Consider the following 14,448-nt stretch of genomic DNA (forward strand, 5'->3'; position numbering starts at 1 on the left):
GGATGGTGTCGTGCTCGACATCCTGGTGCAGAGCCGACGCAGTGCCACAGCAGCCAAGCGGTTCTTCCGCAAGCTTCTGAAGGGGCTGCAGTACGTGCCCCGTGTGATCGTAACCGACAAGCTGCGCAGCTATGCTGTGGCCAAGCGCGAGATCCTGCCGAGCGTGGAGCATCGGCAGAGCCGCTATCTCAACAACCGGGCCGAGGTATCACACCAGCCGACACGACGACGAGAGCGGCAGATGCAGGGGTTCAAGTCAGCGCGCCACGCGCAGCGCTTCCTTTCCACGCATAGCCGGATCCACAACCGCTTCCAGCTTCGCCGCCACCGTTTGCCCGCCACTGAATACCGTACTGTTCGTGACGCCGCATTCGCCACATGGCAGGATGTGACCGGAGTTGCATCCGCCGCGTGAGGCTACCACCAGCCGTGAGCTCTCGGCGTCGACGTCCTCGCCAACCTGACAACGCCGCCGGACTACATAACCGGCGGACCGCTTCTAGGGGGCAGGTCACTCGCGCCCGCGCAGCCGCCGCTCCCGGACATAGTCTTTCACGATGGTCTCGCCGCCCGCGAAGCCATGCTCCGCCTTGAGCCGCTCGAAAATCCGCCATGCCGTGTGCCGCTGCTTGCCGGGGCGGCCCTGATCCTCCTCCAGGATCCGGTCGATCACCGGCCGCAGCGGGTCGAGCTTGGGACGTACCGGTGGCTTGCTCCGCCGATACCCCGGCGGCACCGCAAACCGCAGCATCTTGGCCACCGTCTTGGCGTCGATGCCAAACACCCGCGCCGCCTGCCGCTGGCTCATGCCATCCACATGGCAGGCACGCCGAACCCGCGCATAAAGATCCACGACCTTCATCCCCCAGGCCTTTCGTCAGAACCTCCGACGAAAAGCCCACCAGCGCTCCATTTTCGCGCCGCCGCCACAGCCAGACTACCCGGCCGCCTCCATGAGGGATTTTGTCTCCGCCGCTCTCAGCCAAGCGATGCACCAAAGCGGTTCCTCGGCAGGCGATTTCTTGGAACCTCTCGGTGCCGCTCGCTGCAGATGGCGCGGCACCTGTGGCAAACGGGCTACACGGTCATTCGCCAACCTAGCAACCGTCCTCAGGCGTGCCGGGAGCTGTTCCATGACCAAGTTTTCGAGTTTTCTTTCGCCGTCTGCCGGCTTAAGGCGGTTTGAGCATGCAATCACGGCTGGAGACATCGAGTGGCCCTGACTTTGTTGCCGCGCATGGTTTGGCTGGGAAGCTGCCTGGTCCTTGCTGCCTGCCAAGCACCAACTCCCCCACCTGAGCCGGCTGGGCAAAGCTTCATTCCGCCTACACCGCCTGCCGCGCGGGTTAGGCCATTGCCCGAGCCACGTCCGGTTGAGGGTGTCTGGAACTTCGAGAGGCGCGACGATCTCTGCGAGGCCAGGGCTTCGCACGCCACTGTGGTACTGAACGCCTCCGTCCGGAACGGACAGGTCAGCATATCGGTTCGCCCCAGCCGAGCCTCCCCCGTCCGCGCCGGGCAGTCCGCGCGACTGTCTCTCGCCGGAACTGTGGGCTCCTGGAACCTTCAGGGCAGAACGTCGAGGGGCGGAGGCGTGGAGTTTAGCGAACGCCTTGACGAAGCGAGCGCTAGCCGCCTGCAGGCGCTCGTCTCAGGAGGAACGCTCGAGGCAAAGGGCCCCGGTACCCAGTTGCCCCAGTTAAGACTGGCGCCGGCCGGGCAGCCGGGGGGAGACTGGTTTGAGTGCATCCGTCAACAACTGGTTCTCTAATTGCTAGCCGATCCGGAATGTAACCGTCGGATAGAAAGGATGCGTTAACTAATTTCCGTTTGGCTCTTCCTCGGCGCATACGCGCGAACTGAGGGGGCAAGGAGTCAAGCATGCCGTCCGCCGGACCGATCACTGGAGGCCTCGTTAGAGCGGTGTTCCTTGGCGCCGCACTGCTCATCCCGCCGGCGCTGGCGACAGTCGTCTGGTCCGGATGGGAGCTAGACCGCCTAAGGGAGCACACCGAGGCCATGCTAGTCGCCGCTAACGCGGAGATCGGCGGGAGAGCGGACGAGCTCCTTAGGCGATTTGAGGCTACTACCGCCGGCCTGCGGCCTATGGACGTCGCCTCAGACACCATTACGCTGACCGCTAAGGTTCTCAGGTCCGAGCCGATGCTCGCGCCCGCTTCGGGACTGGTCATCGCGAGCGGCCGCGGTCGCGTGACTGCTTCCTCTTTTCCTCTCCCACCGAGTGACGTTGGGCCGACTTGGTGGTTCACCTCTGCCTTGAACCAGACTGGACAGGGTGCAGGGTTCACGGGCGTCGGCCCTGACCCGCGCCAAGCCGTGCCGTCCTACGGTTTAGTTCGGCGTCTCGCCGATGGGCAGGGCGGAACTGCGGGGATAGTTGCCACCTTCATCAGCACTGACGCAGCGGGCGGCTATCTCGTTCCTGCGTGGCTGCCATCGTGGACGGAGGCGCGTGTCGGCTCGGAAGCGGTGCGCGCCCCGAAGACACCCGAAGCAGCGACGCCGAGTGGCATCGAGGCCCTTCTAGCGAGACTGGCGACCCTGTCACGAGACCCAAGCGATGTTTCGGTTTCGGACTCAAGAGGTATGCTTAAGTGGTCGGTGATGCGGCCGGGTCACTCACTCGTCATGGAATTCGTCGACTCTGCAGTAGAGCGATCCGGCGACCTCGGAAAACTCTCTTCAGTCTGGATCACAGCTGTCCTTCTCTGCTGGGTAACGGCAAGGAAGAGGCCAAGTGCACGAGTTGCCATGAACGTTGAGAAGGACGACGTCTCGCGTAGGTTGACAGAAACAGAGGAGCGCCTCGCTACCGTTATCGAGCAGCGAGATAGGGTGCTTGCCGCGGTTGGTCATGACGTTCGCACCCCAATCAACAGCATTCTTGGAATATCGGCGGTCCTCCTGGACAGCGACCTGGAGGAGGCGCAGCGGCGATGGGTTCACAGAGTACGCGCCAGCTGCGAGGTTCTCATGGCCATGCTGAACGGCATGCTGGAGGCAGCGAGTGCGGAGGTCGACGGACGAGAGACACAGATGAGTTCTGTCGACGTTAGCGATCTCGTGTCTGAGGTCGCGGAGGTGTTCCGCCCGGGTGCAAACGACAAAGGGCTTGATTTTGAGGTCTCCATCTCGGACGCCGCGGGTGGTTCTTGGCGCACCGACCCGAGCCGCCTCCGTCAGATGCTGTTCAACCTCGTCGGAAATGCGGTCAAGTTTACTGACCATGGAGCGATCAAAGTGGGCCTCTCCACGCGGGGTGTCGGCCCTGCGGAGCAGCTCGTACTTTCAGTATCGGACACCGGACCTGGCATTAGCGACAACGAGCGGTCCACGATCTTTGAACGCTTCCAGCGCGGTCGGAGCGAAGTCGCTGCTGGACGCGAAGGAGTTGGCCTCGGCTTGGCGCTCTGCCGCGAGATTTCGGACCTGCTCCAAGGCGAGCTTGCCTTGGAGAGTATGGTAGGAGCTGGTTGCACCTTTACTTTTTCTTTCGGCGCGCAACGCGTCGCGGAAGTCCGCCGTGCGCAGACCATGATGATGGGTCGCTCAGCGCTGGTTGTTGGCCTCTCCGAAGTTATGCGGAGGCGCGTTGTAGGCTACCTGGAGCGGCTGGGCTTCACCGTCGATGCAGCCGGCGACGGCTTCCTCGGGCTCGGTCTCGCGGAGCGTGCAGCGCACGAACATGGGGCAATGGACCTCGTTGTTCTCGATGCGGCGCTGACGGGACTTCCCGCAGACGCATTTCTCACCCGCTTGCGCTCCGGCCGGACACTCGGCCGGGCGAGAGTTGTGCTGGTCGCGCAGGGCGAGATGCCGGCCGGGGCGGAGGGGCAGGCGGATGCAACTGTGCCCCACCCCGTCGAGGAGCGCGACCTATCACGGATTGTTAGCGGCTTCTTCGAAGGTGAGTCACCCTTCCATGCCCTCGACACGAAGGCTCCGGCCTCGCCAGAGGCTAGGATACTCGTCGCTGAGGATAACAAGATTAACCAGGTTCTGTTTGTTGATGTCCTCGGGCGCGCCGGGTTCTCGGCCTTCGGTGCGAACAATGGAGAGGAGGCGATCCAGTCCGCCGAGCGTGGAGGCTTTGACGTGATTCTCATGGACGTCCAAATGCCCGTGCTTGGAGGCATTGAAGCGATCCGGCGCATCCGGTCTGGCCAGGGGCCGAATGCACACGTCCCGATCATAGCTCTCACGGCGCACACTGGAGCAACGGTTCGGCGCGAATGCCTCGAAGCCGGGGCCATGATCGTCCTCCACAAGCCAGTAGATCTGGCACGTCTGGCTGGCCAAATTCGCGAGGTGATCGCTAGCGATCGGCTGTCGGAGATCGGTACCGAGCCGAATAGCGATGGTTTTGAAGAGATCGAGATCGAGTGGCTTGACGTTCTAGTTGCTGAGGCCGGTGCAGCTCGAGCGCGTGCGTGCGTTGATGCTTTCCTTGTCGAGGGTGGAACGCGCATCAGGCGCCTCGGCGAACTGGTTGAGGTCTCCGAATGGGCTGCGGTTGCTCGGGCCTCACACGACTTCAAAGGTCTTGCCGGTACGCTTGGAGCCGCTCGTCTGGTTGAAAGACTGGACGAGCTTGAGAGCGCCGCGACCGCCGGCGCGCGGGAGGTTGCGGCCGCCACGTTTACTCTAACTGATGCCGCTTGGCGGCGCGTCTCACCCTGCCTGAGAGGCAGCTTGGAACAAGCCATAGCGCGCAAATCCAACCTCGGCCGGCGTGCTGCATAACTTTGGCTCGACTTTGAGCATCCGGGCCGGGAAGAGGCGGCGCCTGGGTAAGCCAGGGCCGCTTCTCCCCTTGGCCAATGGATCGACGGGGTCATGCGGCTGCCGTCAATAAAGTTCGCGTCCCTGTTCGACGGTATCAACTGGACACGGAGGGAAGACACGAAACGAATTCTCCGGCCACCCGCGGCCGCCCAGACTCCTCGCCGATGAGCCCCGTCGGCGTCGACTTACAGAGCCTGCTAGAGCATCTGCTGGACAAGCGTTACGAAGGCTTGCCGACTATAGCCCTACTCGCGCCGCCGCGTTGTCTACGAAGAGTGACCCGCGCCGGATGTAGCCCCGCAGCACTGGCAGTGACTTATGCCGGCTCTGGTTCTTGATGTGCCGCTCGGCTACCCCTTCGCGGGCCGCCGTCGTGATGAAGCCCGATCGTAGGGAGTGGCCGGCAAAGGTTGTGGGGTCATAGCCGGCCGCGGCCACCGTCTCCTTCACCACCCGCGCCACGTCCCGGTCAGAGAGGCGGGTCCCCGTCGCTCGGCCGTGCCGCGTGACCGACACGAACGCGGGCCCGGCCTGGATTCCCGCCGCCCCCAGCCAGGCGTGCAGCGTCAGGACCGGGCACGTCCTCTCCGACCGACCAAAGGGAATGGCGATCTCGACGCCGCGGCCGTCCTGGTCCGTCTTCGCGCGGCGAAGGGTGAGGATCAGCCCCTCGGCCATGAAGGCGACATCGGCCACGTCCAGCGCCACCAACTCTGACCGGCGCAGCGCCGCGGCAAAGCCGACCAGCAGCAGAGCGCGGTCGCGCAGGGCCCGCGGCCCGGGCCGTTGCACCGGGGCGGCTACGGCATCGCGGATCACGTCGGCGACGGCGGCGTCCTTCTTGGCGGGCGCGGTACCGTGAGTGCGGCGGATGCCCTTCATCGTCTCACGGATGGCAGGGTGCCCGGTGTCCAACCGATGGCCGGCGAGGCGGTGCGCTTGGCCGATCGCAACGAGGCGCATGGAGAGACTGGCCGCCTTGTGGGTGCTGGCCCGCGCGACGAGGAAGGTGCCCACCGTCTCAGGGGAGGCAGGCAGGGGAGGGTGCCCGGCTGCGTCGCACCAAGTGGCGAAATCCGACCACGCGGCTCCATAGGCGCGACGGGTGTTCAGGGCAGAGGCCTCAAGCGCGTAGGCGCGCGCCTCGGCCGAGAGGGTGGGGGCCACGCCGGCATCGTGGCGGCGGTGGAGATAACCTCGGAACCCACGACAGAATCCTTCATCGTCAGAAGAGGCGGCCTTGCCGCGGGTCAACGATCGGGCCGCGCGGGCGGCGCCCTGCGGCTTGTGCCGGCAGCTCTGGGACCGATTAGGCAGGGGACGGCGGTGGTGCCTCCTCAGGCGCTGGCTCGGCTTGGCGCATGCCTTCCCAGCGCGTCGCCTTGGCCCGCCGGGCTTCGGCGTAAGCGGCCTGCTTGCGCTCCTGTTCGGCGAGCCATGCGGCGCTGACCGGCACACGGGCAGGGGGATCGGGCCGGTCCATTGGGGAGGGTTTCTGGGTGAGAACCCCCACGCGGTCCAGTGTCCGATAATCCATCATTGTCGGACACCAGAGATATAGAGCCGGGATCCTAACAGCCTATTATCGTGCCCATGGGGCGGGGAGGGGTCGGTTGCCACACATGGGCCCGCGCGGGCACACTGAGGCGAGCCGGAACGGCAGCGCGGGGGCGCTCGCCAGGATGGCTGGAGCAGGGCAGGGGAGTGGGGCTCTGGTGGGGACCGCGTGGAGATCGTCCGCAACCGCGGGGCTTTCCGTGCCTCCGCCGGCGAGGAGCGCGGCGTGACAGAGCGCCCAGGATCGAGCCCGCCAGCCGTTCCCTCGGCGGTGGTGCGCCTGGCAGCCGGTGCTGTCCCGGCGGAGGCGCTGGCGGTGCTGGCGGTGCTGGCGGTGCTGGCGGGTCCGGTGGGCGAGGCGGTGGCGCGGGCGGCGGGCTATGCGGGGCGGGCGCTGTCGGAGAACACAAGGCGCGCCTACGCGTCGGACTGGCGCGCCTTCTGCGGGTGGTGCGAGGCGGGCGGGGTGGTCGCCCTGCCGGCCGCGCCCGTGGTGATCGCCGGCCACCTGGCGAGCCTGGCCGCCACGCTCGGCCGCAGCGGCCTGCGCCGTCGGCTCGCGGCCATCGCCCATCACCACCGTCAGGCCGGGCACCTTTGGGAGACGCGCCAACCAGCGATCAGCGCGACGATGCGCGGCATCCTCGCGACTCACGGCAAGCCCGCCCGTCCCGCCGCGGCGCTCACCTCGGCCGAGGTCAAGCGCCTGCTGGCCAGCTGTGGCACGGACGTGGCCGGGCTCAGGGACAGGGCGCTGCTGCTGGTGGGGTTTGCCGGCGCACTGCGGCGCTCCGAGCTGGTGGGGATTGACCGCGAGCACCTGCGCTTCACCTCGGAGGGCATGACGGTGCTGATCCCTCGCTCCAAGCGCGACCAGGAGGGGGAGGGAGCCTCGATCGGCGTCCCGCGCGGGCTGAACCCGCTCTCCTGCCCGGTGCGGGCGGTGGAGGCTTGGCTGAAGCGGAGCCGGATCGAGTGGGGACCGGTGTTCCGCCGCGTGAGCGCGGGCGGCTCGCTGGAGGACCGGCTGACCCCGCAAGGGGTTTGGCGGATCCTCCGGCGTCGGGCGGAGATGGCAAACCTGGTGGTGGACGAGCGCGAGCGGCTCTCGCCGCACGGGCTGCAGGCCGGGTTCATCACCGAGGCCTACCTCAAGGGCGCGCTCGACGAGCAGGTGATGCACCACACGCGGCAGAAGAGTATCGCCACAACCCAGGGCTACCGCCGCCGGGCCAAGATCACCCTGGACAGCCCGGCGCGGCTGCTCGACCTTTGAGCCCGGGGCCGGGAGGGGAGGGTGCGGGACGCGCCTCTTTGCGGTGGCCAGCGTGTCAGCGGTTAAGCACGCGGCGGCCGGCCTCGTACGCGGCCTCGGCGCCCGCAAAGCCGGCCGGCGAGCGGGCCACCAGGGTCGAGCCCTTCCAGATGGACCAGCGCCAGGTGTTGCGGCCGGAGCCCTCCCGGCTGATGCGGATCTCCTTCGTCTCGGGGGCTTCGTGCGAGGAATGGAGCGGCTTTGTCAGCATGGCCGCGTCCTAGGAGCAGCGGCAGAGGATGCCAAAGCACGAGACCGTGGCCACCACTAACGCCCCCGACTCACCGGACCCGTCCTGGCGGCCCGAGCGCACCCACACGGACTGGCTGCGCAACACGCTGGTGGTGACCGGGCCTAGCGCGGAGGTGGCGCGGCTCCGGACCGCGGCCGTGGGCTCGGGCGTGATCCCCTGGCAGCCGGACCTCGCCGGGCTGGAGGAGGAGATCCTGCTGCCGATGGCCGCCCCCGAGGACGGCACGCCGGCGATCAGCCTCGCGGGCGCCAAGCTCCTGGCGAGGAGGCTCAGGGAGGCGGTGTCCCTGAACCATCAGCGCGCGCTCGCCCGGGTCGGCACCGATCGGAACTGCCCCCTCGACCTGCACCGGCTGCTGCCGGTGCCGGCCGCCCTCCTCCGGCTCGGGCCGGAGGAGGGGGAGAGCCGGACCTGGCTCGCCCGGCACTGGGGCGTGACCCGTCTCCTCCGGCACGTGGAGGAATTGCCATCCACCCTGGACCGGCGGCGCAGGAGGATGGCGGAGCTGCGGGTGGGCTTCTGGTCGGCCAACTGGTCGCCCTGGCAGGCGGTGGTGCGGCTCCGGCGGAACTGGCCCGAGGTCTCCTCCGTCCTCACGCCAGACTACGCGCCGGGCGCAACGAAAGGGCAGGGCGGGCACGCCGCGGAGGCGAGTGCTGATCAGAAGGATGAACCCGCCCCGGTGAGTCGCGGACGGACCCGCCGTGGGTGAGGCGCTCGACCTAGAGAACGGGACCCGAGGGACAGGGCAGGGGAGGGGAGCCCTCGAACCCGGTCGGAGTGAGCGCAGCCCGCACCTGCGGGTGGAGGGCTTCGAAGGCCCGCTCGACTTCCTGCTGGAGATGGTGCGCCGCCAGCGGGTGGATCTCGGCCCGCTCTCCATCCTGACGCTCACCGATCAGCTGGTGAGCGCCATTGAGAATAGTGGCGGCGTTCGGCTGGAACGGCGGGCGGACTGGCTGGTCATGGCCAGCCAGCTCCTGCTGCTCAAGGCGCAGCTCTTCGCCCCCGCCAGCCCAGAGGCGGCGGAGGAGGCCGGCGCGGAGGCCAGGCGGCGCCTCGATCAGCTGGACGAGCTCGCCCGCATGCGGGCTGCGGCCGCGTGGCTCTCAGCGCGCCCGCAGCTTGGGCGGGAGGTGTTCGCGAGAGGGCAGGGCGAGCGCCGGCGCCACGGCCCCAAGCAGAGCTGTACGTCGCCTTCCTAGAGGCCAGCCTCGCCATGCTGGAAGGAAGAGAGGGGCAGACCACCGGGCCCAAACCCAGTTATCGACCCTGCCCACCCGACCTCTGGCGTATTCCCGACGCGTTCCAGCACATTGCTGAACTTCTTCGACTCCACTCAGGTCATCTCTCCTTTGAGCGCTGCCTGCCACCCATCCCGCAGGACGCGCCTGACCGGCTGATCCGCGTCCGAGCGGCACTGGCCAGCAGCTTCGTTGTAGCACTCGAGATGGTGCGGAACGGGGACACTGCGCTGGAACAGGAGCAACCGTTCGGGACCATTATGCTTGCTCCTCGCGTAACCGTTGCTGAGCAGGTCACTTGACGTGCAGGGTTGGAGCGCCTTGCAGAAGGGGAGACCTGCCGTGGCCGACGTCGCCCTACGACCCCGCTTCGCCGAGGCTGGGGATGTCCCCGCCATCGTCGCGCTGATGGAGGCAGCCATCACCGAGCTACAGAAACCGTTCCTCGACGCATCACAGATCGCGGCCAGTCGAAGCATCATGGGGCTGGATAGCCAGCTCATCGCCGACCGCACCTACTTCGTTGTCGAGCAGGACGACGCCCTGGTGGGCTGTGGCGGCTGGAGCCGACGGGCAACGATGTACGGTGGCGATGGCTCATCAGGGCGCGACGCCGCCTTGCTGGACCCGGCTCAGGACGCCGCCCGCATTCGGGCCATGTACACCCACCCAGCGTTTGCTCGCCGAGGTGTTGGCCGGTGCATTCTCAGGATGTGCGAGGCGGCGGCCGGGGCTGAAGGCTTCTCGCGCGCGGAACTGGTCGCGACGCAAGCGGGTGAGCCACTCTACCGCACTTGCGGCTACGCGGCAGTCGAAGTCATCCTGGATGAGCGCGGGGGCACGGCAGTGCCGCTGCTCCGCATGCGAAAGGCGCTCTCGCCAACAGTGAGGCTGTCCGAGATAGACGCTCCGTCGCGCCGGTGACGTGCCCTCATCCATTCGCCAACATGGCAGAGCGAAGACGGATGTACGCGTGGTGACCGATGCTCTGGGGGTGAGGAGTAGCGCATGTGGCTCGCCGTTTCACACCGGGCATCAACTACGCGAGGAGCGATGTTGGCTCAGAGCGGCAGTTTCGCTCGGCGTCGGTGCGCGGAGCCGCAACAGGCGTGCTCGGTACCGACCGAAGGACCATCAGCTTCGGGGAACGGAGATGGGCTTAGCGGTTTGGATGATGCGGTTGAGCACCGCGACAGCAATGCTCGCCCCGCCCTGCTGAGCAGGAAGTGAGCGGGCACGCAGCGTCAGGCCGATCAGGTGCTTGTAGCGGCCAATCGCGGTCTCGACGTGATCACGCCTGCCGTATCCCGTTGCCCGCTGCCAACCCATGCTTCTGTAATGGCGCCTTGAAGGTCAAATTCGTTGTTCGTTTTCCTGAATGGTGATAACAAATGTGCAACGGAATCAGCGGCTTGGAAGGGTAGATTTTCTTTGCCACGGCATGGCTCATCCTTGAGAAGGATAATGGCCGAGGTCCGTCACTAACGCGCAATCATGAAGCTGTTGCTTTGCATCGCGATGGTCTGATCAGACCGCGCTACCGTTCTCATCGCTAAGGAAAAGCCGGAGCTTACCGGCGCCATTCTCCTCAATAAGGAAAACCGACAACCTGCCCAAGCTGAAAACCGCCAATGGTGAGCGCCGCAAACGCACCTCTATGTCGCCATCGACCGCCGATTCCGCACTGTCCACCTGGCCGTCAAGGATGACGAGACCGAGCGCAGCGCCATCGCCATCGCCTTCGGCGCGAGGCCGCGAAAGCCTTCCCGTTCCGCCTCACCGACGTGCTGACCGACAACGGCAGCTGCTTCACACCAGCCTTCGCTCGTGTCTGTGCCGAACTTGGCGCGGAGTACCGCCATACAGGGCCCTACTCGCCGCGACCGAACGGGATGGTGGAGAGGTTCAACGGCCGGGTCGGCAGCGAGGGGCTCGGCATCACCATCTGGTCCCACGTCCAGTTTAGGGTCTGCTCCAGGGCTTCAACGCCGCTTACAACGCCCGCCGCCAGCGCGTCCTCGACGGAAAAACACCCGACCAGATGGTCAAGGAACGCCTCCGGGCACAACGAAAGCTCGCCCGCCCCAAACCCGAAACGCCTGAAGGGCGTGCCGGGCCAGACGACATCGCCCGCGCACGCCTCATTGCTGAGCACGCCAACGAGGTCTCACAACCGGACACCTAGGCATCGCGGAAGCCCTGTGGCGTCCCGATCCCCCACGCGTTCGACAGAAAGGGATCCATCTCCCAGCGACGCGGCCGCAGCGGCGTCTCCTGGTGCCAGGGCCTCTGGTCCCAGGCGCCGCCGGCCTCGTCGCTCATCCGGTCCAGCTCGGCGAAGAGCTCCACGATCTGCCCGTCGGGATCATGGTGGTAGGTGTAGAGGTTGTGCCCGACCGTGTGGCGCCCCGGCCCCCAGATGAGCGGGATGCGCTGCGCACCAAGCGCGTCGCAGGCCTCCTTCACGTGGTCCCAGTCGCGCAGCTCGAAGGCGATGTGGTGCAAGCGTGCGGCGGGGCTGCGGATGAAGTTCACCGTGTGGTGGTCGGGCCCGCAGCGCAGGAAGGCGAAGAAGTCGCCCATCCAGTCCGACACGCGGAAGCCGAGGGCCTCGGTGAAGAAGGCCACCGTCCGCTCCGGGTCCGTAACGCGGAAGGCCGCGTGGCCAAGCTTGCGCGGGATGATCGGCCCTTCCCCGGCCGCCCTCCCGGCCGGGCGCTCCGCCTCTACCTCGATCCGCAGGCCGTCGGGGGTTGCCAAGAGAAGCCGCTGCGGCGTGTCCGGGGCGGCGTCCGACTGCGCTTCGGCCGCCACGCCCTGTCTCGAGAGCTGGCGCGCGAAGTCGCGGAGTTCGGTGCCCGCCGGCACCTGCAGCGAGAGCGCGGTGCAGCCCGCCGCCTCGCCGTGCCGCAGCGCGATGGAACGGTGGTCGTCCGGGCAGGCCATCCAGATCGTATCCCCCTCGCGCGCGGCGATGGAAAGACCGAGCAGGCCCGCGTAATGCGCCACCTGCCGCTCCGGATCGGGCGTGGAAAGCGTGACATGGCCGATGCGGGTGATGCGGATCATGGGAACCTCGGTGCGGATGAGGGAAGCGCGCAGCCCTGGTTAGGCCATGCGGTTGGAGAACTCGCCTATCCCCTCGACCGCGACGGTCACGAGGTCGCCCGGACGCAGGAACTCACCCCGCGCGCTGCCGACGCCGGCCGGCGTGCCCGTGAGGATCACGTCACCGGGCCAGAGCGTGAGCCGGTCGGAGAGATGGGCGATTTGCTCCGCGATCCCGAAGATCATCTCGCGCGTGTTCGAGTCCTGCTTCATCACGCCGTTGACCGAGAGCGAGATGCGAAGCGCCTGCGGGTCGCGAATATCCTCGGCCGGGACGATCCAGGGACCAAGCGGGCAGGACCCGTCGAAGCTCTTATGCGCCAGCCAATCGTACTTGAACGGCGAAGCATCGGGCACGCCGGCGCGCGGTCCCAGGTCGCGCGCCGAGAGGTCGTTGGCGACAGCATAGCCCGCGACGAGGCCGAGTGCCTCCGCAACAGGCACGCTCTTCCCCTTCCGGCCGATCACCACAGCCAGCTCCACCTCCCAGTCCACCTTCTGCGAGTTCCTGGGCAGCGGGATCTCGGCCCCAGGCCCGACGACGGCGCGGGAGGACTTGATGAAGTGCCAGGCGGTGAGCCCGAGACTGCGCGGGTCGGGATCCGGCTCCTTGCCGCGCATGCGCGCCATTTCCCGCACGTGGTCACCGTAATTCGCGCCCGCGCAGAACACCGTGCCCGGCAGCGGCAGCGGCGCGAGAAGGCGGGCGGAGGCGGCGTCGGCGCCATTGCTTGGGGGAGCGTCGCAGAGCCGCGCCAGGCGCGCGCGGGCGGCATCCCAGTCCGCGAGAAGGCTGAGCATCGTGGCGTCCGCCGGGTTCCCGGTGGCGTCCGCGATGTCGTGGACGCGCCCCTCGACCAACACCCCCGCCCTTGGGCCGCGCGCCGTCTCCTGCGTGACCAGCCTGTACCCTGCCATGCCCACTCCCCCGCCCCCAGCGCTTAAGGCGCGCCTTACTCCACCCGGATGCCCGTGCTGTTGATGACGGGCGCCCAGCGCTCGCGGCTCTCGCGCACCATGGTGCCCATGGCCTCAGGCGTGCGGCCGAAGGGCTCCGCACGCACATCCAGCAGCTTCTCGCGAAAGTCGGCGGTGTGAACCGCTTGGTCGATGGCGACAGCCAGGCGCTCCCGGATCTCGGCCGGCGTGCGCGGCGGCGCGCCGATCGCCGTCCAGGTGTCCGAGACGAAGCCCGGCACGAATTCCGCGACCGCCGGCACCGCCGGGAAGGAGGAGAGGCGCCCGCTTCCCGTCACCGCAACCAGCTTCAGTCGCCCGGCGGCGACCTGCGCGTTCATCAGCAGGAGGTTGTCCGCGCTGATGTCCACCTCCCCGGAGAGCAGGGCGGTCAGCAGCGGCGCGCTGCCGCGATAGGGCACGTGCACCATCCGGATGCCCGTCATCGCCTCAAGCATCTTGAAGGTAAGATGGGCAATCTGCCCGTTGCCTTGCGAGCCGTAGGTGATCCCGTCCGGCCGCGCGCCGGCGGCGGCGAGCAGCTCCGGTATGGTGGAGAAGGGGAGGTCCTGCCGCCCGACGATCACGTTCGGATAGGTCGCGAGCACACTCACCGGTTCGAAGCCGCGGGGGTCGTAGTTGAGATCAGGGTAGAGCAGGTCGGCGTTGAAGCTCATCTGCGGCGCGCAGAGAAGCGTGTAGCCGTCGGGCTGGGCGCGAGCGACCTGGCTCGCGCCGACATTGCCGGCGGCGCCCGTGCGGTTCTCCACCACGACGGGCTGGCCGAGAGAGGCGCGCAGCTTCTCGGCCAGCGTGCGCGCCAGGGTGTCCAGCGTGCCGCCGGGCGGGAAGGGCACGACGATGGTGATGGGCCGGCTCGGCCAGGACGCCTGGGGATGTGCAGAGGTCGGAAGCAGCGTCGCTGCCAAAGCCGATGCGCCGCGCAGCACGCCGCGCCGGCTGGCCGTGGGGGGACGAGTCTCCTGTTCGCGTGGGCGCCCCACCGCCACGCTGGAAGCATCCTTCCCCATCGTTCCTCCCGCGAGCGAGGTCCCGCCGGCAGGCGCTAGGCGCGCCTTGCATGAAGGATGCACGCCGTCGCCAGGTCGCGCAACACGTGCCTGATGCGTTGCTCGACAGCCTCGCGTTACCTGTGCAACCCTTCCTAAAATCGCCCGATAACGGAAATGCAGGGCGGGACGGGGAGA

At 67.4% G+C, this 14,448-nt stretch carries 12 protein-coding genes and 1 pseudogene; 6 read left to right on the plus strand and 7 right to left on the minus strand.

Annotated elements, in window-relative coordinates; all coding sequences use genetic code 11:
• The coding region (locus BO39_RS22680) for a DDE-type integrase/transposase/recombinase (RefSeq protein ID WP_043837833.1) at positions 1 to 415 on the plus strand (415 nt) is incomplete at its 5' end.
• A gap of 99 nt (positions 416 to 514) precedes the next feature.
• Here BO39_RS22680 and BO39_RS22685 read toward each other — a convergent pair.
• A pseudogene (locus tag BO39_RS22685) lies at positions 515 to 862 on the minus strand (IS21 family transposase); the annotation flags it as partial.
• A 1,019-nt stretch (positions 863 to 1,881) separates the two neighbouring features.
• On the opposite strand from BO39_RS22685, the gene BO39_RS22690 reads away from it, so the two are divergent.
• Entirely contained in the window at positions 1,882 to 4,764 is a 2,883-nt protein-coding gene (locus tag BO39_RS22690; RefSeq protein WP_084698386.1) for a hybrid sensor histidine kinase/response regulator, read from the plus strand.
• A 279-nt stretch (positions 4,765 to 5,043) separates the two neighbouring features.
• Here the strand turns inward: BO39_RS22690 and BO39_RS22695 are convergent, their stop codons facing one another.
• Entirely contained in the window at positions 5,044 to 5,973 is a 930-nt protein-coding gene (locus BO39_RS22695; RefSeq protein ID WP_043837840.1) for a site-specific integrase, read from the minus strand.
• Positions 5,974 to 6,532: 559 nt separating this feature from the next.
• On the opposite strand from BO39_RS22695, the gene BO39_RS22700 reads away from it, so the two are divergent.
• Positions 6,533 to 7,639: a tyrosine-type recombinase/integrase gene (locus BO39_RS22700; RefSeq protein ID WP_052402482.1), complete on the plus strand. Its 1,107-nt coding sequence runs from the start codon at positions 6,533 to 6,535 to the stop codon at positions 7,637 to 7,639.
• Positions 7,640 to 7,694: 55 nt separating this feature from the next.
• On the opposite strand, the gene BO39_RS22705 is transcribed toward BO39_RS22700, so the two are convergent.
• Positions 7,695 to 7,889 carry a hypothetical protein gene (locus BO39_RS22705; protein WP_043837842.1) on the minus strand — a complete coding sequence of 65 codons (195 nt, stop codon included), beginning with the start codon at positions 7,887 to 7,889 and terminating at the stop codon, positions 7,695 to 7,697.
• Between the two features lie 28 nt (positions 7,890 to 7,917).
• On the opposite strand from BO39_RS22705, the gene BO39_RS22710 reads away from it, so the two are divergent.
• The 3 genes from BO39_RS22710 (at position 7,918) to BO39_RS22720 (ending at position 10,099) form a co-directional block, all read left to right on the plus strand.
• Positions 7,918 to 8,643, plus strand: coding sequence for a hypothetical protein (locus tag BO39_RS22710; protein WP_052402483.1), 726 nt, complete (start codon positions 7,918 to 7,920; stop codon positions 8,641 to 8,643).
• Positions 8,636 to 9,136: a segregation and condensation protein A gene (locus tag BO39_RS22715; RefSeq protein WP_052402484.1), complete on the plus strand. Its 501-nt coding sequence runs from the start codon at positions 8,636 to 8,638 to the stop codon at positions 9,134 to 9,136. The genes BO39_RS22710 and BO39_RS22715 overlap by 8 nt, the downstream gene beginning before the upstream one ends.
• A 381-nt stretch (positions 9,137 to 9,517) precedes the next feature.
• The gene (locus BO39_RS22720; protein ID WP_052402485.1) at positions 9,518 to 10,099 is read left to right on the plus strand and encodes a GNAT family N-acetyltransferase; all 582 of its coding nucleotides are present in this window, start codon (positions 9,518 to 9,520) and stop codon (positions 10,097 to 10,099) included.
• A 946-nt stretch (positions 10,100 to 11,045) separates the two neighbouring features.
• On the opposite strand, the gene BO39_RS35310 is transcribed toward BO39_RS22720, so the two are convergent.
• The 4 genes from BO39_RS35310 to BO39_RS22740 are packed head-to-tail and all read right to left on the minus strand — an operon-like array spanning position 11,046 to position 14,271.
• Entirely contained in the window at positions 11,046 to 11,330 is a 285-nt protein-coding gene (locus BO39_RS35310; protein ID WP_043837846.1) for a hypothetical protein, read from the minus strand.
• 26 nt (positions 11,331 to 11,356) lie between these two features.
• Positions 11,357 to 12,244 carry a VOC family protein gene (locus tag BO39_RS22730; RefSeq protein ID WP_043837849.1) on the minus strand — a complete coding sequence of 296 codons (888 nt, stop codon included), beginning with the start codon at positions 12,242 to 12,244 and terminating at the stop codon, positions 11,357 to 11,359.
• A 39-nt stretch (positions 12,245 to 12,283) separates the two neighbouring features.
• Complete coding sequence (locus BO39_RS22735) at positions 12,284 to 13,201, minus strand: fumarylacetoacetate hydrolase family protein (RefSeq protein WP_043837851.1); 918 nt, start codon at positions 13,199 to 13,201, stop codon at positions 12,284 to 12,286.
• Positions 13,202 to 13,236: 35 nt separating this feature from the next.
• Positions 13,237 to 14,271 carry a Bug family tripartite tricarboxylate transporter substrate binding protein gene (locus BO39_RS22740; protein WP_052402486.1) on the minus strand — a complete coding sequence of 345 codons (1,035 nt, stop codon included), beginning with the start codon at positions 14,269 to 14,271 and terminating at the stop codon, positions 13,237 to 13,239.
• Positions 14,272 to 14,448: the final 177 nt, after the last annotated feature.

The organism is Roseomonas aerilata DSM 19363, from assembly GCF_000711725.1.
In the GTDB taxonomy this organism is placed as follows: Bacteria; Pseudomonadota; Alphaproteobacteria; order Acetobacterales; family Acetobacteraceae; genus Roseomonas; species Roseomonas aerilata.